Genomic DNA, 21,245 nt, shown 5'->3' with positions numbered 1-21,245 from the left:
CCGGGCTAGCGTACGAAATACGCGTTCGAGTCGGGGCGGTGCAGTAGATAAACGCCGCCGCCGATGAGCACCGCACCGCCGATACCGCACACCGCGTAGCCGAGTGCGGCGGCCGCGCCGTGGTAGTCGGCGAAGAGATTGGTGGTCAGGTACAGGAGCGTCGCCGCCGCCCCGCCGGTCAGGATGCTGCGCGCCCACCGGTAGCCATGCCGCAACAGCACCAGGAACGTCGCCACCAGGACCACGACGATGAACAGCATCAGGCCCGACACCGCGTAGGCGTAGCCCGACACCGCACGCTCGGGCGTCGTCAGCAGGTTGATCACGTAGCCGATCACCGACAGCGGCAGCGCCGCCGTCCACAGCCAGAAACCGGTGACAACGTCCTGCGGCATTTCGTGCGGCTCGGGTCCGGGCCCGTCCGGCCCCGGACCCTGATACGGCGGGTATTGCGGATTCTGGGGATGCTGCGGGTGCTGTGGGTTCACCGTAGCCAGCCTGCGACGTCCGTCGCCCAGTACGTGAGCACGATGTCGGCGCCTGCGCGCCGAATGCTGATGAGCGACTCCAGGACCGAGGCCCGCAGATCGATCCAGCCGTTGGCCGCGGCCGCGCTGATCATCGCGTACTCCCCCGAAATCTGGTACGCCGCAACGGGTACCGGCGAGATGTCGGCAGCGGCCCGCACCACGTCCAGATAGCTCATCGCCGGCTTGACCATCACCATGTCGGCACCTTCGGCGAGGTCCAGCTCGATCTCCCGCACCGCTTCCCGCGCGTTGCCCGGATCTTGTTGGTAGGTACGACGATCGCCCTGCAGGCTGGAGCCGACGGCCTCGCGGAACGGGCCGTAGAACGCCGACGCGAACTTGGCGGCATAGGCCAGGATCGCAACGTCGGTGTGCCCGGCCTGGTCCAGCCCGTCGCGGATCGCCGCGACCTGACCGTCCATCATGCCGCTCGGGCCGACGACCTGCGCACCCGAATCAGCCTGGGCCACCGCAAGTTTGATGTACTGGTCGTTGGTGGCGTCGTTATCGACCCGACCGTGGACATCGAGCACGCCGCAGTGCCCGTGATCGGTGAACTCGTCCAGGCAGGTGTCGGCCATCAGAACGGTCGCATCCCCGAGGTCCGAATTCAGATCACGCAGAGCCACATTGAGGATGCCGTCGGGGTTGACGCCCTCGGAACCGGTGGCATCTTTGTCCCCGTCACAAGGGACGCCGAACAGCATCAGGCCGCCCACACCGGCCGCCACGGCTTCAGCAGCGGCACGGCGCAGCGACTCGCGCGTGTGCTGGACGACGCCGGGCATCGAACCGATCGGACGCGGCTCGGCGAGCCCGCCCGCCACGAACATCGGCAGCACCAGATGCCGTGGCTCCAGCGAGGTTTCGGACACCAAACGCCGTAGCGCCGGAGTCGTGCGCAGTCGCCGTGGACGATGCCGAGGAAAGGACATATGACGAAGTTTAGCGACCGCTATCTTCTGCGGCTCTTCTTGCGCGGCGGCGGCAAGGCACCCTCGGCGCGCAGCCGGGCGGCGTGCTCGGCCAGCGCCTCGACCAGCGGGCCGACGGCGGCAGTCTCCGGCTGTACGTCCACGCGCAGGCCGAATTCGGCAGCGGTTTCAGCGGTTTTCGGGCCGATGCAGGCGACGATGGTCCGGGCGTGCGGCTTGCCGGCGATGCCGACCAGGTTGCGCACCGTGGAGCTCGAGGTGAAGCAGACGGCGTCGAAACCACCGGTCTTGATCATCTCGCGGGTATGCGCCGGCGGCGGTGCCGCACGAACGGTGCGGTAGGCCGTGACGTCCTCGATCTCCCAGCCCCGCTCACGCAGGCCCTCGGCGAGCGTCTCGGTGGCAATGTCGGCGCGCGGCAGCAGCACCCGGTTCACCGGATCGAAAATCTCGTCGTAGTCCGGGAATTCGTCCAGCAGGCCCAGCGACGACTGCTCACCGGCAGGCACCAGCTCGGGGTTGATGCCGAACGCACGCACCTTGTCGGCCGTGGCCTGACCGACGCACGCGATCTTCACCCCGGAGAACGCGCGGGCGTCCAGACCGAACTCGTTGAACTTCTCCCACACCGCGCGCACGGCGTTGGTGGAGGTGAACACGACCCACTGGAAACGACCGTCGACCAGGCCCTTGACCGCACGCTCCATCTGGGCGGGGCTGCGCGGCGGCTCGACCGCGATGGTCGGCACCTCGATGGGCAGGGCGCCGTGGCCCACCAGCCGATCGCTCATCTCGCCGGCCTGGTCCTTGGTGCGCGGCACCAGCACGGTCCAGCCGTACAGCGAGCGGCTCTCCCACCAGTTCAGCTTGGCCCGGTGTGCCACCGTCTTGCCGATGGTGACCACCAGCGGGCCGGCCAGCGGACCGACCGGCTCGGGGCCGACGGGCTTCTCCAGCACGGCCTTGTCCAGCAGCCCGGCCAGCGTGGTCTCGATGGACCGCTGCTGGCAGGTGGTGCCGCCCGCGGTCACGACACACGGGGTGCTCTCGGTGAGGCCGTATTCGATCAGAGTGCGGGCGGCGTCCGGCAGGTGCGACACCGTCGCATGCAGGATCAGCGGCCCGGGAGCGGCGGCCAGCGCCGCCCAGTCCACGTCGCCGCGGACATCGGCCACGGTGTGCGCCGAGCCGACGGGCAGGCCGGCGTAGGTGGGCACGGCCGTCGACGACGGCAGGCCCGGCACGATCTCGAAGTGCGCCGCAGTCTTGGCCAGGGCGCTGACCTCGGTGATGACAGCGTCGACCGACAGCGGGTCGCCCGCCACCAGACGCACCACGTCAACACCGTGCTTGGCCTCGGTGATCAGCAGCTTGGCCACCTCGGTCGGGTCGCCCAGCGCGGGGCGGACGTCGACACCGTGGGGGAACGTCATGGCCGGGGCCACGGCCGGAGCCGGAGCGGCAGCGTCGTCGGTTTTGGCATCGGCAGCCGGCTCGGCGTCGGCCGGGTGCGGCCCGGACGTCGGCGGCAGATCGGTGCCGATCAGCGCCAGCACCGCCTCGGGCACATCAGGATCGGTGAAGACCAATGCCGCATGCGCCAAAACATTCCGCGCACGCGTCGTCAACAGGCCCGGATCACCAGGGCCGGAACCGACAAAGGTGATGCGGCCGGGCTTGTGCTTACGCACTCGGGTCGTCATCTCTCACTCCCGCTCTACAGTCCGCTGATCCAACACGTCGCGCGCCCCCAGGTCGAACAACTCCGCGGCCACCGAGAGCCCCAGCTCCCGTGCCCGTTCGGGTGTCCCGATCCCGGACGCCCGGATCACGTCGGATCCGTCCAGCGCCGCCACGCAACCGCGCAGCGACAGCTCTTCGAAGACTCGGCCGTCCTCGTCGATGGACTCGACCACCTCAGCGATCGCACCCACCGGCGCGGAACAACCCGCCTCCAGTTCGGCCAACAGGACTCGTTCGGCAGTGATCGCGGCGCGCGTGTCGGGATGGTCCAGCTTTCCCAGCAGCGTCGCCAGCTCGGTGTCACCCACTCGGCACTCGACCGCGAGGGCGCCCTGCGCCGGCGCTGGCAACATCTGCACCGGCTCGAGGCTCTCGGTGACGACATCGAGCCGTCCGATACGGGCCAGACCCGCTCGGGCGACGACAACAGCGTCGAGATCACCACTACTTACCCTGTTCAACCTGGTATCTAGGTTGCCTCGTAGGGGGCGGATTTCCAAACCGAGACCCAGTGCTCTAAGCTGTGCCGCCCGTCGCGGGCTCGACGTGCCGATCACCGAGCCGGCCGGCAACTCCCCCAGCACCATTCCGTCGCGCGCCACCAAGGCATCACGCGCATCCTCGCGCGGCGGCACGGCGGCGATGACGAAGCGCTCGTCGGGTGCCGTCGGCAAATCCTTGTACGAGTGCACCGCGACGTCGATGCGGCCGTCGGCCATGGCGTGCCGCAGCTCGGCGGTGAACACGCCGATGCCGATGTCCGCAACGGGCGCCTGCGAGCGGTCGCCTTCGGTGCTGATGATGACCAGCTCCGCGGGTTGGCCGAGAGCTATCAGGGCGTCACGGACGGTGCCGGCCTGCGTGGTAGCCAAAAGGCTGCCCCTGGTGCCGATCCGGACAACATTTTCGAGGGTAGTTACCAAGTGCGGTTACTCAGCCTTGTCGTGGTGGGAATGCGGCTCGCCGACCGCCAAATCTGTTGCCGCCAAGGGCAATTCACCCGCGGACACGGCATCGATGGCCTGCGGGTCGAGCTCGAACAGCTCGCGCAGCGCCTCGGCGTAGCTATCACCGCCGGGCGCGCTGGCCAACTGCTTGACCCGCACCGTCGGCGCGTGCAGCAACTTGTCCACGACCCGGCGGACCGTCTTCGCGACCTCGTCGCGGTGGACGGCATCGAGTTCCGGAACCCGGTTGTCGAGCCGCAACAACTCCGCTTCGACGACGTCGGCAGCACGCTGACGCAAGGCTGTGACGGTCGGGGTGACCTCGGCCATCCGCTGGCCGGCCAGGTAACTGGCGACCTCCGCGGCGACCATCGAGCGGGCCGCTTCGGCATCCGAGGCCGCGGCCCGGGCCGACGGTTCCCGCTGGATCCGGTCCATGTCGATCACGTGCACGCCGGGCAGGCCAGCAATCGCGCCGTCGACGTCCCGCGGCATGCCCAGGTCGCAGATGACCAACTGGCGATACTCCGGGCGGTTCATCAGTCCGCGGTGCGCATCGGCCAACGACACCACCGGGCGCACGGCGCCGGTACACGCGACGACGACGTCGGCGTTGCCCAGCGCGACGGCAATGTCGTCGAGGGTGTACGCCGCGGCGTCGACGCCCTGAGCCTTCAGATTCTCGACCATGCGCTCGGCCCTCGGCAGCGAGCGGTTGACCACCTCGACGCGGGCGATCCCGGCGCGCGTCAGATGCGCGGCGGCCAGGGCACCCATGGAACCGGCGCCGATCACGGCCGCCGTCAGCCCCGTCAGCGACGCCAACTTGGACTTGGCCATATCGAGCGCCACCGACACCACCGAGGCGCCCGCGGCGTCGATCCCGGTCTCGGAGTGGACGCGCTTGCCGACCGACAGCGCCCGCTGCGACAGCTCGTGCAGGGTGCGGCCGACCGTCTGGTGCGCCTCCGCGGAGGTATAGGCCCGGCGCACCTGGCCCAGCACCTGCGCCTCGCCGATGACGGCCGAGTCCAGGCCGCTGGCCACGGCGAACAGATGCTCGACGGCCGCCTCGGCGTACCGCACGTAGGCGTACTTGGTGAGGTCGTGCAGCGACATGCCGGACCGCTCGGAAAGCACCGAACCGATCACCGAGAGCCCGCCGTGGAACGCATCCACCACCGCGTACACCTCGACCCGGTTACAGGTGGACAGCACCATGGCCTCGGTCACCAGAGAGGACTGCAGCAGCAGCTCGATGATCTTGGCCTGTTCGGCCTCGTCGGTGCTGAGCTGCTCGAGCACAGAAACCGGCGCACTGCGGTGCGAAACCCCGAAGAGCAGGACGCTCACGGCCTCATCACCTCGTAGCACCTCCGTAGCGCAGGAAGGTTTCCCGGGCCTCGTCTGGCCGCAGGAACGTATTCAAAGCTAGCCGCTCACCAGCCCGCCAACCAAATTTGCTATACGCCTGCCGGACCCCGGGGCACCCGCTCACCGGCGGACTGATGGGTGGTCAGCCAACTGGGTCTAACCGGTCAAGTCGGCTCGCAGCTGCTCCTCGTCGACCTCCCAGTAGCTGTGCTCAACATCGTCGAGGAGCACCACAGGCAGCCGATCACCGAACTCGGCGCGCAGCGCGGTGTCCCCGGCAGCGGCCAGGACATCGACATCCGTGCTCGTCAGGACGAATCCGAGCTCGCCGGACAACTCCACGAGCTGAGCCGACGCGCGTTCGCACATGCTGCATCCGGCACGGGTGAGCAACGTCACGCGGTGGCTGTTCCCTGATCGATCCACGCGCATCAGTATGGCGTGACCTGGCCGCATGACGACCAAGCGGCGAGGTACGAGTCGTACGAGTCGCACTGAGGAGTGCGGCCAACGGGCACTAGTGTTGAACCGTGTCCGAATCCAGCCCCGTGACTGCCGACGAGCCCGTGCCCGCCGGTCCTGCCGACGGCCCCGACCAGGAGGCTGTCGACCAGGATTCCGGGGCCGACGAACCCGCCGCCCCGGCGCTCCCACCGCCGCCTGACCTCACCGCGGCCGCGTTCTTCGACGTCGACAACACGCTGGTGCACGGCTCGTCGCTCGTGCATTTCGCCCGCGGCCTGGCCGCCCGCGACTATTTCAAATACTCCGACCTGGCCCGGTTCGCCTACGCGCAGGCCAAGTTCCAGGTGACCGGCAAGGAGAACAGCGACGACGTCGCCGCCGGCCGGCGCAAGGCCCTGTCGTTCATCGAAGGCCGCCAGACCGCGGAACTGGAAGCCCTCGGCGACGAGATCTACGACGAGATCATCGCGGACAAGATCTGGCAGGGCACGCGCGCACTGGCACAGATGCACCTCGACGCCGGCCAGCAGGTCTGGCTGGTCACCGCGACGCCCATGGAGCTGGCCCAGACCATCGCCCGCAAGCTAGGACTGACCGGCGCGCTGGGCACCGTCGCCGAATCGGAAGACGGGGTGTTCACCGGCCGACTGGTGGGCGAGATCCTGCACGGCGTCGGCAAGGCGCACGCAGTGCGGCAGCTGGCCATTCGCGAGGGCCTCAACCTGCGCCGCTGTACGGCGTACTCGGACAGCTTCAACGACGTGCCGATGCTGTCGCTGGTCGGCACCGCCGTCGCGATCAACCCCGACGCGGCGCTGCGCGACGTCGCCCGTGAGCGCGGCTGGGAAATCCGCGATTTCCGGACCGCCCGCAAGGCCGCGCGCATCGGCGTGCCGTCGGCGCTGGCCCTGGGTGCCGTCGGCGGGGCGCTCGCCGCCGTGGCGTCGCGTAAGGGCAACTAGGCACGACGCCTGCCCACCCCGCTGTGTGCAGGTCAGCGACTCGAACGCTGATAGGCTCACCCGCCATGGGCATTGCGGACGACATCATCGGGACCCACTTCCGGTATCCGGATTACTTCGAGGTCGGCCGCGAGAAGGTCAAGGAGTTCGCGCAGGCCGTCCAGGACGATCACCCCGCCCATTTCTCTGAAGAAGCGGCCGCCGAGTGCGGTTCGGACACGCTCATCGCGTCGCTGACGTTCATCGCGGTCGCGGGCCGACGGGTCCAGCTCGAGCTGTTCAACCAGTTCGACGTGCCGATCAACCTGCAGCGCGTCCTGCACCGCGACCAGAAGCTGATCTTCCACCGCCCGATCAAGGTCGGCGACCGGCTGTGGTTCGACTCCTACCTGGATTCGGTGATCGAGTCGCACGGCACGGTGATCAGCGAGATCCGCGCCGAGGTCACCGACGACAACGGCGAGCCGGTGATGACCAGCATCGTCACCATGCTCGGCGAGGCTCAGCATGAAGGCGAAGCCAGCGAGGTCAGCGCGCAGATCGCCGCGGCCCGCGACGCCGCCATCGCGAAAATGGTTGCGGCACAAAAGGGTTGACCTCCAGCGCGAGCCGCGCCGGCGACACCTTCCGTTTCCGGAGGTCTGCACTGCGACACACAAACTGCGCATACGAAAACGTCCCGCTCAGCAACCGCGAGCGGGACGTTTTCGTACGGAATCCGCGGCGTGTCGCGCGCAGACGCGCACGCTCGCGGGGAGTGCTTACAGGAACGTGCCGCGACGGTTGGCCAGCAGCTGATACAGCGTCTGCTGAATGGTCGCGCGCACGTGGTCGGTCAGCTCGAAGGTGATCATCGGGTCGTCGGCGGCGGACTCGTCGTAGTCGGCCGTCGAGATGGGCTCACCGAACTGGATGTACCACTTCGACGGCAACGGCAGCAGCCCGATGGGCCCGGCAAGCGGGAACAGCGGCGTCAGCGGGAAGTACGGCAACCCGAGCAGCCGGGCGAGCAGCTTCACGTCGCCGATCTTCGGGTAGATCTCCTCGGAGCCGACGATCGAGCACGGCACGATGGGCGCACCCGAGCGCAGCGCCGCCGAGACGAAGCCACCGCGGCCGAACCGTTGCAGCTTGTACCGGTCCTTGAACGGCTTGCCGAGCCCCTTGTACCCCTCGGGGAACACGGCGGTCAGCTCGCCGGCCTCCAGCAGCCGGTGCGCGTCGGCGGTGCAGGCCATGGTGTGCCCGGCCTTGCGTGCGGCCTGGCCGACCACCGGCAGGTCGAAGACGAGGTCGGCGGCCAGCAACCGCAAGTCGCGATGCTTGGGGTGCTTGTCGTGCACGGCGACCGATGTCATCAGCCCGTCGAACGGCAATACGCCCGCATGGTTTGCCACGACCAACGCGGCACCGTCATCCGGGAGGTTCTCGATGCCCGACACCTCGACGCGGAACCAGGAATTGAAAAGCGTTCGTAGCAAAGGAAGAAACACCGCACTATTGAGGTGCTGATCGAACCCGAACTCGTCGACGACATAATCACCGGTCATCCGCCTGCGAATGAAATCCGCAGCGGCACCGATACGTTGGGCCAACTCATTGGGTCCGTCACCGGCCGGGGGGCCGGACGCGGCAAACCGGTGCTGGTCGATCTCCCGGACCACGGCAGCAATCTGGTCAGCCGATGCGCGGGTCCCGGGGTCGGACAGCAGCGAGGGATGTCGCAGCGTGGCATCGCGCCTCGACGCACGACGTTGCGCGGAAGCACGTGTCGAATTCGAATGTAGAGGAATGACTTTGGCTTTAGATTCGCCCGCCACGTCAATATCTCCCACCATCAAAAACTTGCGAAATCAGCGTCCCCACCGCTGCGCTGCGGCCACTGCACGACGCTCCATTGAGCCTACCCATCCTGGGTCGATAATGGGCGTCAGCGCGCGGCCTGAAACGTAATCGTCAAAAGCCTCCATGGTCGTCCACTTTGGGGTACAGCCGAGTTCCCTCGTCATCCGTGTGGTGTCCATGACCCGGCCGTAGCGCATGTAGTCGGACTGTTCGCGGTCCAGTTCGACGCCCGCCGTCGCGCGTCGCCACGCATCCAGCACCCACATCGTGGGTCCGGCCAGCGGCAGCGCGATCCGGCCCGAGCGGCGAATGGCCTGACTCATCAGGATGACGCCCGGCGCCCCGATGTTGAAGGTGCCGGCCCGACCCAACAAGGTGGCGCGTTCGAGCGCCCCGAGAGCGTCCTGCTCATGCAGGAGCTGCAACCGTGCGTCGTGCCCGAAGGCGGTCGGCACCAAGGGACCCGCCAGGTACCGCGAGAGCGCGGTGTCCATGGCCGGACCGATCATGTTGGCCAGCCGCAGGATGGTGACCGCGATGTCGGGCCGCCGGCGCGCGAGACCGCGGGCGTAGCCCTCGATGTCGATGCTGTCCCGGGCGAAGCCCTCCCCCGGTGGCCGGCGAGCGCTGCTGTCCTCGGTGAACATCACCGGATCGCGCGGGCTGGACCCGTAGATCTCCGACGTCGACTTCAGGATCACCCGACGGACCGAAGGGGCCTTCTGACAGGCCGCGAACAACTGCATCGCGCCCATCACGTTGAGCTCTTTGAGCGCCGCACGACCGGACTGCGGCAAGTATGACGCCGCCGCCGCGTGGACGACGGTGTCGACGTTGCCGTTCCGGATGACCTTGGCAATGAAGGGGTTGCGGATGTCCGCGCGGACAAACTCCGCGCGGCCCATGCGCCGCAACATGTCCTTGCTCGGCGTGATCGCGTCAACCGCGATCACGTGCTCGATGAGCTGGTTCTGCGCAAGCCTGGCTGTCAGATAGCCGCCCAGGAACCGGCACGCACCCGTGACCAGCACCACCTTGGGGTGGTGCAGGGTCTCGGGGATGTCCGGGCCGGAATCGCTTCCGCCCGACGCAGTGGGCCGGCTTCCAGGGCGTCCGTCGGCATCCATTTGGTCAGCCTAATGGGCGTCGACACATGACACAGGCGAGCGTCGCGGTTACTTACCGAGTTTTCTGCGCTGAACCCGGGTGCGACGAAGCAGCTTGCGGTGCTTCTTCTTCGACATGCGCTTACGCCGCTTCTTGATGACTGAACCCATAGACTTTGAAGTCTCCGCTACTAGACGTCGATCCGTGAAGATCGGTGTGAAACCAACCCCGCCACTTTACCCGGCGGGGTTTCCCACCACGAAAACGCCTGCTGATCGCGCCGCCGGAAGACGTGCACACCGTCCAGATGCCCGGTCCACTCACGCTGGCGGACCCGATGGCTATCGCTACCCATCCAGGCGCACAGCGGTCGTCGACCGGGCACTCCGGTGCCGCCGCATCGCGCGGACGGCTCAGCCAGACGCGCGGCGGCTAACCCGCGTCGTGGTACGAGGACTCGAGCAGGTCGTGCACCGCCTTGGCGTGCACCCGAAATGATCGGCCGACACGCACCGCGGGCAACTCCCCGTTGTGCACCAGCCGGTATACCGTCATCTTGCTCACCCGCATAAGGCTCGCAACCTCGGCAACAGTCAGGAACTGCGTTCGTGGCTGATCGCCACCATCACGCGCCGACGGCCCGTTCATAGACGTCATCGCAACCCAATCAATCAGGCACGGCCAGCTCCAGCGGCTTCCCCTCCGCTGGCACCAACGCGTGCTTACGAGAAGGAGAATAGCGTGGCCAATGTGGTTATTGCGACGGGTGTGGGGTAATCAATCTGAAATCTTAGAACTACTCAGATGTAATTCTTAGCTGCTCAGACCGGGTTTTTGCGGCTTCCACCGCACTCGCGACGGCGGCCCGCAACCCACCGCGCTCGAGTTCCCGCAGACCAGCGGCGGTAGTGCCCCCCGGAGACGTCACAGAGGCGCGCAATTGCGCGGCACTGGTATCCAACGGACCGACCGCGGAAGCTGTTCCCGATTCGGCCATCCGATTAAGCAACATGGCCGCCGAACCGGCCATCGTCTGGGTCGCCAGCTCGGTCGCCACGGCCCGTGGGAGGCCCGCCGCGACACCGGCGTCGACCACGGCTTCGACCATCAGGAAGAAGTACGCAGGGCCCGAGCCGGACACGGCGGTCACCGCGTCCATCTGCTTCTCGGGCACCGTCAGCACCGCGCCGGTGGCGGAGAAGATCTCCGCGACCTCGGCCAGCTGGGCCTCGTTCGCGAAACGGCCCCGCGACAGCGCGGTGATGCCCGCACCGACCAGCATCGGCGTATTCGGCATCGCCCGCACCACCGGCGCACCGGCGGGCAGCTTGGCCTCGTAGAAGGACGTCGGGACGCCCGCAGCCACCGACACCACGACCTGCTCGACGCTGCTGCTGTCGGCGTCAGCGGCCGCGGCGGCCAGCGCCTCGACCACGCCCTCGACGGCGTCGGGCTTGACGGCCACGATCACATAGGCCGCGTTCTCCGCGGCATCGGCGACATCGGTGACCCGAACCGAGTACTTGTCGGCGAGCTGCGCGGCACGTGCCGGATACGCCTCGGCGACCACCAGATCCTTGACCTGCCGCCCCGACTGCAACAGCCCCGCCAGCAGGGCCTCTCCGATATTTCCGCCACCGATGATCGCAATTCTCGCCACGGGAGACAGCATGCCAGGACGGCGCAGGGTCAGCGCAGCAGGTGCCGACGCGCGAATTCGAGCGACTCGACGAGCAGCGCCTCCCGCTCGGCGTTGTTGCGTGCCGCCGACGTGGTGACTTCAAGGATCACGTGCCCGGAGAATTCACTGGCGGCGAGCATCTGACAAATCTGTTCCGTCGGCTGGCTGCCGCGTCCCGGCACCAGGTGTTCGTCGGTGGACGCCCCGTTGCCATCGCACAGATGCAGGTGCACCAGCCCGCCGCCCATGCGCCGCGCCATGTCGACGGCGTCGGTGCCGGCCGTGGCCGAATGCGATAGGTCCAGGGTGTAGTGGGCGTGGTTGCCGTCCAGCGGGTCGTAGGACGGCGCGAACGCCGAGATCCCGGGGCCCGGGGCCCCGCCGCGCTTGCGCATCCGCTCGATGGACGACTGGCCGGTGCCGAAGAACCGGTCGGTGCGGAAGGGGAACATGTTCTCGACCGCCACCAGCACGTCGCTGGATGCCTCGAGCTCGGCGACCTGGTCGGAGAAACCCACGGCGTAACGGCGCTGCCAGCGGAACGGCGGATGCACGACGACCGTCTGCGCACCCAGCTGCTCAGCGGCCCGCACACTGCGTTCCAGCTTCGGGATGGGGTTGGAGCCCCACACCCGCTGCGAGATCAGCAGGCACGGCGCGTGGACCGACAACACCGGCACGCCGTAGCGGGCGGACATGGCGGCAATGGCATTGATGTCCTGGCTCACCGGCTCGGCCCACACCATCAGCTCGACACCGTCGTAGCCCAGGCGGGCGGCGTACTCGAACGCAGCCTCGGTCCGCAATGGATAGACCGACGCGGTGGACAGACCTACCTTGATGGCGGGACGCACAGGCCTCCGGTTCAGGCTGAGTAGAGCAGTGCCAGGGGGCCGAACGTCACCAGACCGCCGACCAGAATCGCGATCAGCGTACTGGCCAGATCATGATCCCTCCGGATCACCCGGATACCGGCGACCAAGCCGAGGATCACCAGCATCGACAGCATCAGCGCCACGATCTGGTTCCAGCGCCACAGCTGATCGAAGGCGAAGAACATGCCGGCGCCGAACGCGACGGCCAGCAGGCTCTGGCCGACCACCCAGGCACCGCGCTTCAGTGCAGACCCGGACTCCTCGTCCTCGTCCCCGTGCTCGGCCTCGGCGGGGCCGGCGAGCTCCGCCTCGCCATGGTCGGCGACCACGTCCTCCCGGCGGGTGTCCTCGTCGGCGGCGAAGCCACCGAACAGGGCGTCATACCGCTCGCTGCGGCCGCCGCGCGACGTGTCGCGTACCGGTGCCGCGTCGAGGGCCTCGGCGGCCGCAGCGGCCGCCGTGGCATCGGTGTGGTCGACCACAGGGAGGGCGCCGCTGTCGAGCTTGGCAACGGGCTCGGCGTCTTTGAGCGCGAGCAGATCGTCGTCGATGTCCGCGTCGGCCGGCGCGTCCTCGTCGACCGGGTCGGGGACCATCTCCTCGGCCCCGCGGACCGGCTTGAACGACCAGCGGAACGCGGGTTTGCGCGACGGAGCCACGAACTCCAGCGGGTCGGCTTCGGCGGCGCGGCGGCGCAGGTGGTCCTCGTAATCGGATTCCGCCTCGGTCGCCACGGGCGCGGGGTCGACGAGGTCGGTGTGCAGCATCTGATCGTCGACGGCGTAGTGGGCCCCGGTGTCGTCGGGCTCCATCTCGTCGGCCGCAGACGGCGCCTCGTCCTCGACAGCCGGGGCCGCGGGCTCGGGCTCGGCCGGGGACTCAGGCTCGGCCGCTGCCTCGGGCTCGGCAACCGCTTCGGGAGCTGTTTCATCCGCGGTCTGAGCCGGCTCCGCCTGCAGCGTCTCGGGCCGGATGATCGGGATTTCGCCGGTCAGCTCGGCGACGGTCACCGCGTCGCTGTTCCCCCGCCGCCGGCGCCGGCGGCCACCGACCGGCGGCGCACCGATGGTGCCGTTCTTGGCCAGCAGCTCGGCGACCGAGATCGGTCGCGTCGAGGAGAAGTCGTCTGAATCTGTCATCGTGTCTCGCCTTTGGCGGGAGCTAAGCCCGCGAACGTTTCGACCAAGTCGGTTCCATCGGCTTCACTGTCGAGTTTCCGCAGAATGACACCCTCCCGCAACGCCCACGGGCAGATGTCCACGGAGTCCAGCGACAGCGCTCGCATGGTCGCCTCGGCCACCAACGCACCGGCCACGATCTGTGGCGCGCGGTCGGCACTCACCCCTTCCAGCTCGGCTCTGTCGGCCGTGGTCATCCTAGAGATGAAAGATATGAGCTGTCTGAGGCCGGCGGCGGTCAATGTGCGCTTCACGCGCGGTCCCGCGCCCGACGGCGCCGCACCGGTGAGCCGGGCCAGCGACCGGAACGTCTTCGAGGTCGCCACCGCCAGCTCGGGTGTGCCGGCGGCCAGCACTTTCGTCGCCGGGCTGGACAGCTCGTTGTCCAGCCAGTCCCGCAGCACGGCCACCCGCCGCCGCCCGGGCGGATCCTCCTGCAGCCATTCCCGCGTCAACCGGCCCGCACCCAGCGGCATCGACAGCGCGATGTCGGGCTCTTCGTCGATGCCGCCCGACAGTTCGAGCGATCCCCCACCGATGTCGAGGTTGATGATCCGGCCCGCGCTCCAGCCGTACCAGCGGCGCACCGCGAGGAACGTGAGCCGCGATTCGTCGACCCCGGAAAGAACCTGCAGCTGGACGCCGGTCTCGGCGCGCACCCGGGCCAGGACCGCTTCGGAGTTGGTGGCGTCCCGGACGGCAGATGTGGCAAACGCCATAAATTCCGCGCAACCGGAGCTGGTGGCGATCTTGGCGAACTCGTCGACGGTCGCGACCAGGCTGTCGGCGCCCTTGCGGGTCAGTTTGCCGGTGTCGTCGATGGCCTCGGCCAGGCGCAGCGAGGCCTTGGTCGAGCTCATCGGGGTCGGATGCCCGCCGCGACGCGCGTCGACAACCAACAGATGAACGGTGTTACTGCCCACGTCGAGGACGCCCAATCGCACGGAAACCACGGTAACGGGTCTACGGTTGCACGCTGTGACCGCATCGCAGATCAGTCCTGGCGAACCCTCCAAGCCCGGTTCCCACGAGGTCGGACTGGACTTCGCCCGCGAGTGGGTGGAGTTCTTCGACCCGGACAATCCGGAGCACCTGATCGCGGCGGATTTGACGTGGCTGCTGTCGAAATGGACCTGTGTCTTCGGGACGCCGGCGTGCCAGGGCACGGTCGAGGGACGGCCCGACGACGGCTGCTGCAGCCATGGCGCCTTCATGGCGGACGACGACGACGTCGCGCAACTCGAGGAGTCGGTCAAGCTGCTGACCGACGAGGACTGGCAGTTCCGGGACAAGGGCCTGGGCCGCAAGGGCTACCTCGAGATGGACGAGTACGACGACAAGCCCAACCTGCGAACCCGCAAGTACAAGGGTGCGTGCATCTTCCTGAACCGGCCGGGTTTCGCCGGCGGCATCGGCTGCGCACTGCACAGCAAGGCGCTCAAGCTCGGCGTCGAACCACTGACGATGAAGCCCGAGGTCTGCTGGCAGCTGCCCATCCGCCGGACGCAGGACTGGGTGACGCGGCCGGACGGCACCGAAATCCTGCGGACCGTCGTCACCGAATACGACCGCCGCGGCTGGGGTGAAGGTGGCCACGACCTGGTCTGGTACTGCACGGGCGACCCGGCGGCGCACGTCGGCGCCAAGGCCGTGTGGGAGTCCTACGGGCCCGAGCTGACCGAGCTGCTGGGCGCAAAGGTGTACGCCGAGCTGGCCGCGCTGTGCAAGCGCCGGGCCGGGCTGGGGCTCATCGCCGTTCACCCGGCCACGCAGGCGGCCGAGAAGTAAGCGCGCGGGAACTAGCCCTCGAGCTTGTAGCCCAGCCCGCGCACGGTGACAAGGTGCACCGGGTTGGCCGGGTCGGCCTCGATCTTGGACCGCAGCCGCTTCACGTGGACGTCCAGGGTCTTGGTGTCACCGACGTAGTCGGCGCCCCAGACCCGGTCGATCAACTGGCCGCGGGTCAGCACCCGGCCACTGTTGCGCATCAGGTACTCGAGCAGGTCGAACTCCTTGAGCGGCAGCGTGATGGCCTCGCCGTTGACCGACACGATGTGCCGTTCGACGTCCATGCGGACCGGACCGGCCTCCAGCACGCCGTCGGCGCCGACGACGTCGTCGGACTCGCCGCCGCGCCGCAGCACGGCCCGGATGCGGGCGATCAGCTCGCGGGCCGAGTACGGCTTGGTGACGTAGTCGTCGGCACCGAGCTCCAGGCCGACGACCTTGTCGATCTCGCTGTCGCGCGCGGTCACCATGATGACCGGCACACCCGAGCGCGAGCGGAGCTGCTTACAGACGTCGGTGCCGCTCATGCCCGGCAACATCAGGTCCAGGAGCACGATGTCGGCCCCGGCCCGGTCGAACTCGGCCAGCGCCGACGGACCATCGGTCACGACGGTGGCTTCGAAGCCTTCCTTGCGCAACAGGAATGCCAAGGGATCCGCCAGGGACTCTTCGTCCTCCACGATCAGCACACTGGTCATTGGTTCTGTCGCCCTCCTTGTGATGGCAATGAGTGGTCATCTCCCTCGTCGACATCCATGTCCTCCGAGTCGAGATAGGCCGGAATCGACAGCGTGAACGTCGACCCGGTTCCCGGCTGACTCCACAGCCGGATGGTTCCGTTGTGGTTGGCCGCCACATGTTTGACGATGGCCAACCCCAGCCCGGTGCCACCAGTGGCCCGGGACCGCGCCTTGTCGACGCGGAAGAATCGTTCGAAAACCCGTTCCTGATCGGCTTTTTCGATGCCGATGCCGCGGTCGGTGACCGCGATCTCGATGTTGTCGCCGTACCGGCGCCGACTGATCGAGACCTGGGAACCCTTGGGCGAGTAGGAGATTGCGTTGGACACCAGATTCGCGAGCGCCGTCGCGAGCAGGGTCTCACTGCCCAGCACCTGGTAGCCGCGGGGCGCGTCGGTGGTGATCGCGATATCGGCGTTGTCGGCGGCCACCTTGTGCCGGGAAACCACTTCGGCCACAACAGAATCCACGTCCACCGCATCGAGATGCGGCAGCGGCTCGGCACCCTGGAGCCGGGACAGCTCGATCAGTTCACCGACCATGTTGGCCAGCCGGCCCGCTTCGGTGACGATTTTCTCGGCGAACCGGTTGACCATCTCCTGGTCCTCCGAGGACGCCAGCAGCGCCTCGGCCAGCAGCCCCATGGCGCCGACCGGTGTCTTGAGCTCGTGGCTGACATTCGCGACGAAGTCGCGGCGGCTGGCCTCCATGCGGGCCTGTTCAGACTGGTCGTTGACGTAGACCACCGCGAAGCGGCCGTCCTCCTCGGTCAACTGACGCGCCAGGCCGCGCACCGCCAGACGGGAGCGGCCCGGAGTGGCCCGCTTGGCCGGAGAGAGATCGAATTCGACGTCCTCGCCGGTCGCCAGGGTCCGTTGCGCGGCCTGCCAGGCCCGGTCGTCGAGCAACCGGTCGCGGACCAGACCGAGGTCGCGGGCCAGGGCATTGGTGTAGACGACGTCACGGTAGGTGTCTACCACCGCCATGCCCAGCGGGGACATGGACACGATGTGGGCGAACATCTCGGACACCGTGAGACCGGACTGCTCCGCGGTGCGGCGCTCGCGGCGCTCGATCAACCGCGGCGCCCACCGCAAACCGATCGCGACGCCCACAGCCAACGCGAGCAGCGCCGAGACGGCCACCAGAGGCAGCGCGGACGACAAGCTCACGGCCAAATCGTACGCATCAGATGAACGCCATCCCAGCAGCGAGCGGCCAGAACGATACAAGTCACACGGACAAATCCAGGTGTTTCACTGGCGTTAACCCGAGTTCACCGGCTGTTCGCGGCGTCAGTGCTTCGCAGCGCCCTGTGCGGCGACGGCGGCGGCACCGGCGGCGGCCGCCTCGGGATCCAGGTACTCGCCGCCGGGCACCGTCGGCTTGAGGTTTTCGTCCAATTCGTACCGCAGCGGGATACCCGTCGGGATGTTCAGCCCGGTGATCTCGTCGTCGGACATGCCGTCCAGGTACTTGACCAGGGCGCGCAGCGAGTTGCCGTGCGCGGCGACCAGTACCGTCTTGCCGGCTTTGAGGTCGGCCGCGATGGTCTGCTCGAAGTACGGCACCAGCCGCTTGACGACGTCGGCGAGGCATTCGGTCAGCGGCGCGTCGATGCCGGCGTACCGCACGTCACCGTCCTGGCTGTAGGTGCTGCCCTTTTCGATGGGGGGCGGCGGGGTGTCGTAGCTGCGGCGCCACGACATGAACTGGTCCTGGCCGTACTTGGCCAGGGTCTCGGCCTTGTCGAGGCCCTGCAGCGCGCCGTAGTGGCGTTCGTTGAGGCGCCAGTCGCGCTGCACGGGAATCCAGTGCCGGTCCGCAGCGTCCAGCGCCAGGTTGGCGGTGGTGATCGCGCGGCGCAGCAGCGACGTGTACAGCACATCCGGCAGCACACCCTGCTCTACCAGCAGCTGTCCGCCGCGCACGGCCTCGGCCCGGCCCTTGTCGGTGAGGTCGACGTCGACCCAACCGGTGAACAGGTTCTTCTCGTTCCACTGGCTTTCGCCATGACGCAGCAGGATCAAGGTCGGCATAGCTGGTTTTGTCCTCCTCGCGTGCGGGTTGCATGATCTTCTCACGTGCGGATTTGTGGCTCTCGCCGCACCCGCCCGCCGAGATTGACGAAATGGCTGCTTTGTCGGCCCGTCACCGACCAATACGTACATCTCGGGGTCTCCCGACCTAAAGCCGGCCCGACCACCCGCGCTCGATCAGCGCAGTGCGTACGTCGCGCACAACCGCGGCATCGCTGTCTTCCTTGATCACATGGGTGATGTGCCACTTCATCTGCTGCAGCTCGCGGTTCACCCAGACATCTCTCGCGTACTGGCGTCGCTCCGTTAGGTGTTGCACGCCGTCATATTCGGCGCCCACCCGGAATTCCTCCCAGACCATGTCGATGCGCCGCACGTACTGACCCAGCTTGTTGTAGACCACGTATTGAGTTGCAGGCCTGGGCAATCCGCTACCGATGAACAGCAGTCGCAACCTGGTTTCTCGCGGAGATTCAGCTCCGCCGTCGACCAGGGGCAGCGCTTTCCTGAGCTCGCGGAGACCGCGAACGCCGCGATGGCGCTTCGCGAGTACACACACATCCTCGAGTTCGAAGGGCGCCGCGTTCATCAACGCGTCGAGTTGCGCCACCGCGAGGCCCCGGATCGGGTTACGGGCGAGGTCAAACGCAGTGCGAGCACGGGTGGTGACGCGCATGCCGTTGACGATGGCCACCTCGTCGTCGCACAGCGCGTCATGTCGGATCACGAGTCCGAGTTGAGGTCGGCCCGCTCCGATGACCTCGATCGGACTGTCTTCATCGATCCATCTGGCGCGATGCAATGCCGCCGCGGCAGCGCCGGCGATGACGCCATTCGGCACCGCCAGGGCAGCGCTGTGAATGCGGTCTCGCAGAGTCACATCGTGATCGACAGGTAGGTAGATGCCGCGAAAAATCGCCTGGTAGCGACTCCGCAATTGCGCTCTGGTGAGGGCGCCCGCCGCGACCGCGTCTCCCCCTCTGAATGGAATCGGCACACTTAGTTAGACGTGCACGGACACCAATCGGCTCCAACGTAACGAGATTGACGAAATGGCTGCTTTGTCGGCCCGTCACCGACCAATATGTACATCTCGGCGGCTGGGCGAAGCGCTAGTCCGGCCGCAGGTGCTCGAACGCCTGCAAATTCTTCAGCGACTCCCCGCGGGACAGCCGCCACTTCCACTCTTTCTCGATCGACGAGCGGAAGCCCAGCTCCAGCAGCGTGTTGAAGTCGAAGTCGACGGCCTCGACCACCTGGCCCATCAGCCGGTCGATCTCGTCGGCGGTCACCGCGTGCAGTGACATCCGGCCCACCAAATAGATGTCGCCGATGTTGTCCAGCGTGTACGCCATGCCGTACAGCCGCCGGTTGCGGCGCAACAGGTACCTGTAGACGCCTTCGAAGTTCTCGTCGGGCTTGCGGCAGACGAACGCCTCCAGGCGCACGCCGTGCTCACCGATGCTCAGCAGCGTGTTGGTGACCAGGCGGCGTTCACCCGGCAGCGCCACCACGATCCCCGGGCGCCCGCCCACTCCCCCGTCGTGATGGGAGAACTCGAGTTCGTGTGTGCGCAGCGTGTCTTCGATCAGCTTTGTCACCGTGTCCGGCGTTGTCACGCGCGCACTCCCCGCCGAATCAGGAACCGGCGGCTGCGGCGTGCCGCGGCATCACGTCGAGGCCGACGCCCGCGGTAGTCGGCGATCGCCCGCGTGTAGCCGGCCAGCAGCGCGTCGACGGTGTGCGCCCACGAGAACGTCGCGGCGTGTTGTAAAGCGCCCTCGCGCAACGACTCCGGGCCCAGGTCCAGCGTTCGCCCGATGGCGTTGGCCCAGTCGCCCGGGTCATGGCCTTCGACCAGTACACCGCTCACGCCGTCGCGCACCGCCACCGGCAAACCACCGACCGCGGCGGCCACCACGGGCGTACCGCAAGCCTGCGCCTCGACCGCGACCAGGCCGAACGATTCCGAATAACTCGGCACCGCAACCAGATCCGCGGCGCGGTAGACATTCACGAGTTGGTCGCGGGACTGCGGCGGCAAGAACGTCACGCGGTCGGTGATACCCAGTTCGTCGGCCAGAGAAACCAGGCCGTCGGGCACTGCCAGGCCACTGCCCGACGGGCCACCCGCGACGACGACGCGCACGTCGGGCAGCTTGGCGGCCGCCCGCAACAGCACGTCGGGCGCCTTCAGCGGCTGGATGCGGCCGACGAAGGCCACCACCTGCTCGTTCTGCGAAAGTCCCAGTGCGGCACGAGCTTCTGCTTTGTCGCCAGGAGTGAAGGTCTCCAGGTCGACGCCCGGGTAGGCCACGTCGATGCGGGCCGGGTCCGCATGGTGCAGCGAAACCAGTTGCTGCGCTTCGTCTTCGGTGTTGACGATGAGGCGGTCGGCAGCGTCGACCACCTGCTGCTCACCGACCGCACGCAGCGCCGGCTCCGGGGCGTCACCTACGGCCAGCGAGAGGTTCTTCACAGCGGCCAGCGTGTGCGCGGTGTGCACCAACGGCACCGCCCAGCGATCCGATGCCAGCCAGCCCACCTGCCCGGAGAGCCAGTAGTGCGAATGCACGATGTCGAAGTACCCCGGCTCGTGGTTGGCCTCGACACGCAGCACGCCCGCGGTGAACGCGCACAGCTGCGTCGGCAGGTCGTACTTGTCCAGCCCCTCGAACGGGCCGGCGACCACGTTGCGCACCAGCACGCCGGGGGCCACCCGCACCACCGGGGCATCGGTCGACGACGTGGCCCGCGTGAAGATCTCGACCTCGACCCCACGGCGGGCCAACTCGAGGGCACTCTGCAGGACGTAGACGTTCATACCGCCGGCATCACCGGTGCCTGGTTGGGCCAGCGGCGAGGTATGGACCGACAGGACGGCGACACGCACGCCCTCCATCCTTACACCGTCGTGTCGGCAGCTATCCGTGTGGGCGTCCGAGCTGGGCATTCCGAGGCCGCTCAACGCCCGTGAGCGACGCGAACCGCACTACCGACATAGCGACGCGGGCGCTCGCGGGAGCTGCCCCGGGA

23 protein-coding genes are annotated in these 21,245 nt (G+C 67.7%); 3 read left to right on the top strand and 20 right to left on the bottom strand.

The features are described from left to right. Positions 1 to 5: 5 nt before the first annotated feature. The 6 genes from AC3WTE_RS15850 to AC3WTE_RS15825 form a co-directional block, all read right to left on the bottom strand. Positions 6 to 488, bottom strand: coding sequence for a hypothetical protein (locus AC3WTE_RS15850; protein ID WP_492438911.1), 483 nt, complete (start codon positions 486 to 488; stop codon positions 6 to 8). After that, the gene (hemB, locus tag AC3WTE_RS15845) at positions 485 to 1,465 is read right to left on the bottom strand and encodes a porphobilinogen synthase (protein ID WP_492438909.1); all 981 of its coding nucleotides are present in this window, start codon (positions 1,463 to 1,465) and stop codon (positions 485 to 487) included. Before hemB ends, AC3WTE_RS15850 begins: the two co-directional genes overlap by 4 nt. A 20-nt stretch (positions 1,466 to 1,485) precedes the next feature. Then, entirely contained in the window at positions 1,486 to 3,168 is a 1,683-nt protein-coding gene (locus tag AC3WTE_RS15840; protein WP_492438907.1) for a bifunctional uroporphyrinogen-III C-methyltransferase/uroporphyrinogen-III synthase, read from the bottom strand. A 3-nt stretch (positions 3,169 to 3,171) separates the two neighbouring features. Next, the gene (gene hemC, locus AC3WTE_RS15835) at positions 3,172 to 4,131 is read right to left on the bottom strand and encodes a hydroxymethylbilane synthase (RefSeq protein WP_459366832.1); all 960 of its coding nucleotides are present in this window, start codon (positions 4,129 to 4,131) and stop codon (positions 3,172 to 3,174) included. A gap of 6 nt (positions 4,132 to 4,137) precedes the next feature. Next, on the bottom strand, positions 4,138 to 5,508 hold the full coding sequence (locus AC3WTE_RS15830; protein WP_492438905.1) for a glutamyl-tRNA reductase: 1,371 nt from the start codon (positions 5,506 to 5,508) through the stop codon (positions 4,138 to 4,140). 177 nt (positions 5,509 to 5,685) lie between these two features. Beyond that, the gene (locus AC3WTE_RS15825) at positions 5,686 to 5,955 is read right to left on the bottom strand and encodes a glutaredoxin family protein (RefSeq protein WP_492438904.1); all 270 of its coding nucleotides are present in this window, start codon (positions 5,953 to 5,955) and stop codon (positions 5,686 to 5,688) included. Between the two features lie 104 nt (positions 5,956 to 6,059). Between AC3WTE_RS15825 and AC3WTE_RS15820 the strand changes: the two genes are divergently transcribed. Both AC3WTE_RS15820 and AC3WTE_RS15815 read left to right on the top strand, forming a co-directional pair. Next, entirely contained in the window at positions 6,060 to 6,956 is an 897-nt protein-coding gene (locus AC3WTE_RS15820) for an HAD family hydrolase (protein ID WP_492438902.1), read from the top strand. 65 nt (positions 6,957 to 7,021) lie between these two features. Beyond that, complete coding sequence (locus tag AC3WTE_RS15815; RefSeq protein WP_492438900.1) at positions 7,022 to 7,552, top strand: FAS1-like dehydratase domain-containing protein; 531 nt, start codon at positions 7,022 to 7,024, stop codon at positions 7,550 to 7,552. 165 nt (positions 7,553 to 7,717) lie between these two features. On the opposite strand, the gene AC3WTE_RS15810 is transcribed toward AC3WTE_RS15815, so the two are convergent. The 8 genes from AC3WTE_RS15810 to AC3WTE_RS15775 all read right to left on the bottom strand — a co-directional run bounded on the left by AC3WTE_RS15810 (position 7,718) and on the right by AC3WTE_RS15775 (position 14,586). Further along, positions 7,718 to 8,794 (bottom strand): lysophospholipid acyltransferase family protein, encoded by a 1,077-nt coding sequence (locus AC3WTE_RS15810; RefSeq protein WP_492438898.1) that lies wholly within the window; start codon positions 8,792 to 8,794, stop codon positions 7,718 to 7,720. Positions 8,795 to 8,809: 15 nt separating this feature from the next. Beyond that, positions 8,810 to 9,928: an SDR family oxidoreductase gene (locus AC3WTE_RS15805; RefSeq protein WP_492438896.1), complete on the bottom strand. Its 1,119-nt coding sequence runs from the start codon at positions 9,926 to 9,928 to the stop codon at positions 8,810 to 8,812. A gap of 48 nt (positions 9,929 to 9,976) precedes the next feature. Then, positions 9,977 to 10,078: a 30S ribosomal protein bS22 gene (locus AC3WTE_RS15800; protein ID WP_003402602.1), complete on the bottom strand. Its 102-nt coding sequence runs from the start codon at positions 10,076 to 10,078 to the stop codon at positions 9,977 to 9,979. 262 nt (positions 10,079 to 10,340) lie between these two features. Continuing rightward, positions 10,341 to 10,565, bottom strand: a complete 225-nt coding sequence (locus tag AC3WTE_RS15795) for a cell division/environmental response transcriptional regulator (protein WP_029105159.1) — start codon at positions 10,563 to 10,565, stop codon at positions 10,341 to 10,343. Between the two features lie 139 nt (positions 10,566 to 10,704). Further along, positions 10,705 to 11,568: a pyrroline-5-carboxylate reductase gene (proC, locus tag AC3WTE_RS15790; protein WP_492438890.1), complete on the bottom strand. Its 864-nt coding sequence runs from the start codon at positions 11,566 to 11,568 to the stop codon at positions 10,705 to 10,707. Between the two features lie 29 nt (positions 11,569 to 11,597). Next, positions 11,598 to 12,443, bottom strand: coding sequence for a sugar phosphate isomerase/epimerase family protein (locus tag AC3WTE_RS15785; protein ID WP_492438888.1), 846 nt, complete (start codon positions 12,441 to 12,443; stop codon positions 11,598 to 11,600). Between the two features lie 11 nt (positions 12,444 to 12,454). Then, positions 12,455 to 13,603: an Rv0497 family membrane protein gene (locus tag AC3WTE_RS15780; RefSeq protein ID WP_492438886.1), complete on the bottom strand. Its 1,149-nt coding sequence runs from the start codon at positions 13,601 to 13,603 to the stop codon at positions 12,455 to 12,457. Next, the gene (locus AC3WTE_RS15775; RefSeq protein WP_492438884.1) at positions 13,600 to 14,586 is read right to left on the bottom strand and encodes a Ppx/GppA family phosphatase; all 987 of its coding nucleotides are present in this window, start codon (positions 14,584 to 14,586) and stop codon (positions 13,600 to 13,602) included. Before AC3WTE_RS15775 ends, AC3WTE_RS15780 begins: the two co-directional genes overlap by 4 nt. A gap of 25 nt (positions 14,587 to 14,611) precedes the next feature. Between AC3WTE_RS15775 and AC3WTE_RS15770 the strand changes: the two genes are divergently transcribed. Beyond that, positions 14,612 to 15,430, top strand: coding sequence for a DUF3109 family protein (locus AC3WTE_RS15770; protein ID WP_492438882.1), 819 nt, complete (start codon positions 14,612 to 14,614; stop codon positions 15,428 to 15,430). An 11-nt stretch (positions 15,431 to 15,441) separates the two neighbouring features. Here AC3WTE_RS15770 and regX read toward each other — a convergent pair whose 3' ends face one another. The 6 genes from regX to mshA form a co-directional block, all read right to left on the bottom strand. Then, positions 15,442 to 16,128, bottom strand: coding sequence for a two-component sensory transduction protein RegX (gene regX, locus AC3WTE_RS15765; protein WP_492438880.1), 687 nt, complete (start codon positions 16,126 to 16,128; stop codon positions 15,442 to 15,444). Then, positions 16,125 to 17,342, bottom strand: coding sequence for a sensor histidine kinase (locus AC3WTE_RS15760; RefSeq protein ID WP_492438878.1), 1,218 nt, complete (start codon positions 17,340 to 17,342; stop codon positions 16,125 to 16,127). The genes regX and AC3WTE_RS15760 overlap by 4 nt, the downstream gene beginning before the upstream one ends. A 123-nt stretch (positions 17,343 to 17,465) precedes the next feature. Beyond that, entirely contained in the window at positions 17,466 to 18,209 is a 744-nt protein-coding gene (locus AC3WTE_RS15755; protein ID WP_492438876.1) for a phosphoglyceromutase, read from the bottom strand. A gap of 148 nt (positions 18,210 to 18,357) precedes the next feature. Further along, positions 18,358 to 19,206 carry a type IV toxin-antitoxin system AbiEi family antitoxin gene (locus tag AC3WTE_RS15750; RefSeq protein ID WP_492438874.1) on the bottom strand — a complete coding sequence of 283 codons (849 nt, stop codon included), beginning with the start codon at positions 19,204 to 19,206 and terminating at the stop codon, positions 18,358 to 18,360. A gap of 115 nt (positions 19,207 to 19,321) precedes the next feature. Beyond that, the gene (locus AC3WTE_RS15745) at positions 19,322 to 19,828 is read right to left on the bottom strand and encodes a type III secretion system chaperone family protein (RefSeq protein ID WP_492438872.1); all 507 of its coding nucleotides are present in this window, start codon (positions 19,826 to 19,828) and stop codon (positions 19,322 to 19,324) included. Continuing rightward, the gene (gene mshA, locus AC3WTE_RS15740; protein ID WP_492438870.1) at positions 19,825 to 21,162 is read right to left on the bottom strand and encodes a D-inositol-3-phosphate glycosyltransferase; all 1,338 of its coding nucleotides are present in this window, start codon (positions 21,160 to 21,162) and stop codon (positions 19,825 to 19,827) included. Before mshA ends, AC3WTE_RS15745 begins: the two co-directional genes overlap by 4 nt. Between the last annotated feature and the right edge of the window lie 83 nt (positions 21,163 to 21,245).

It is taken from the genome of Mycobacterium sp. FW102-FHT13B02 (genome assembly GCF_058790275.1).
The sequence above is the reverse complement of the archived record's forward strand: the minus strand, read 5'-3'. Positions and strand labels throughout refer to the sequence as shown.

What these genes read in the sequence shown, in the direction of transcription:
- AC3WTE_RS15840 (WP_492438907.1), bottom strand. Translation starts at nt 3,168, where the DNA reads ATGACGACCCGAGTGCGTAAGCACAAGCCCGGCCGCATCACCTTTGTC.
- AC3WTE_RS15795 (WP_029105159.1), bottom strand. Translation starts at nt 10,565, where the DNA reads ATGACGTCTATGAACGGGCCGTCGGCGCGTGATGGTGGCGATCAGCCA.
- AC3WTE_RS15780 (WP_492438886.1), bottom strand. Translation starts at nt 13,603, where the DNA reads ATGACAGATTCAGACGACTTCTCCTCGACGCGACCGATCTCGGTCGCC.
- AC3WTE_RS15810 (WP_492438898.1), bottom strand. Translation starts at nt 8,794, where the DNA reads ATGGTGGGAGATATTGACGTGGCGGGCGAATCTAAAGCCAAAGTCATT.
- hemB (WP_492438909.1), bottom strand. Translation starts at nt 1,465, where the DNA reads ATGTCCTTTCCTCGGCATCGTCCACGGCGACTGCGCACGACTCCGGCG.
- AC3WTE_RS15755 (WP_492438876.1), bottom strand. Translation starts at nt 18,209, where the DNA reads ATGCCGACCTTGATCCTGCTGCGTCATGGCGAAAGCCAGTGGAACGAG.
- mshA (WP_492438870.1), bottom strand. Translation starts at nt 21,162, where the DNA reads ATGCCCAGCTCGGACGCCCACACGGATAGCTGCCGACACGACGGTGTA.
- AC3WTE_RS15815 (WP_492438900.1), top strand. Translation starts at nt 7,022, where the DNA reads ATGGGCATTGCGGACGACATCATCGGGACCCACTTCCGGTATCCGGAT.
- AC3WTE_RS15805 (WP_492438896.1), bottom strand. Translation starts at nt 9,928, where the DNA reads ATGGATGCCGACGGACGCCCTGGAAGCCGGCCCACTGCGTCGGGCGGA.
- AC3WTE_RS15800 (WP_003402602.1), bottom strand. Translation starts at nt 10,078, where the DNA reads ATGGGTTCAGTCATCAAGAAGCGGCGTAAGCGCATGTCGAAGAAGAAG.
- regX (WP_492438880.1), bottom strand. Translation starts at nt 16,128, where the DNA reads ATGACCAGTGTGCTGATCGTGGAGGACGAAGAGTCCCTGGCGGATCCC.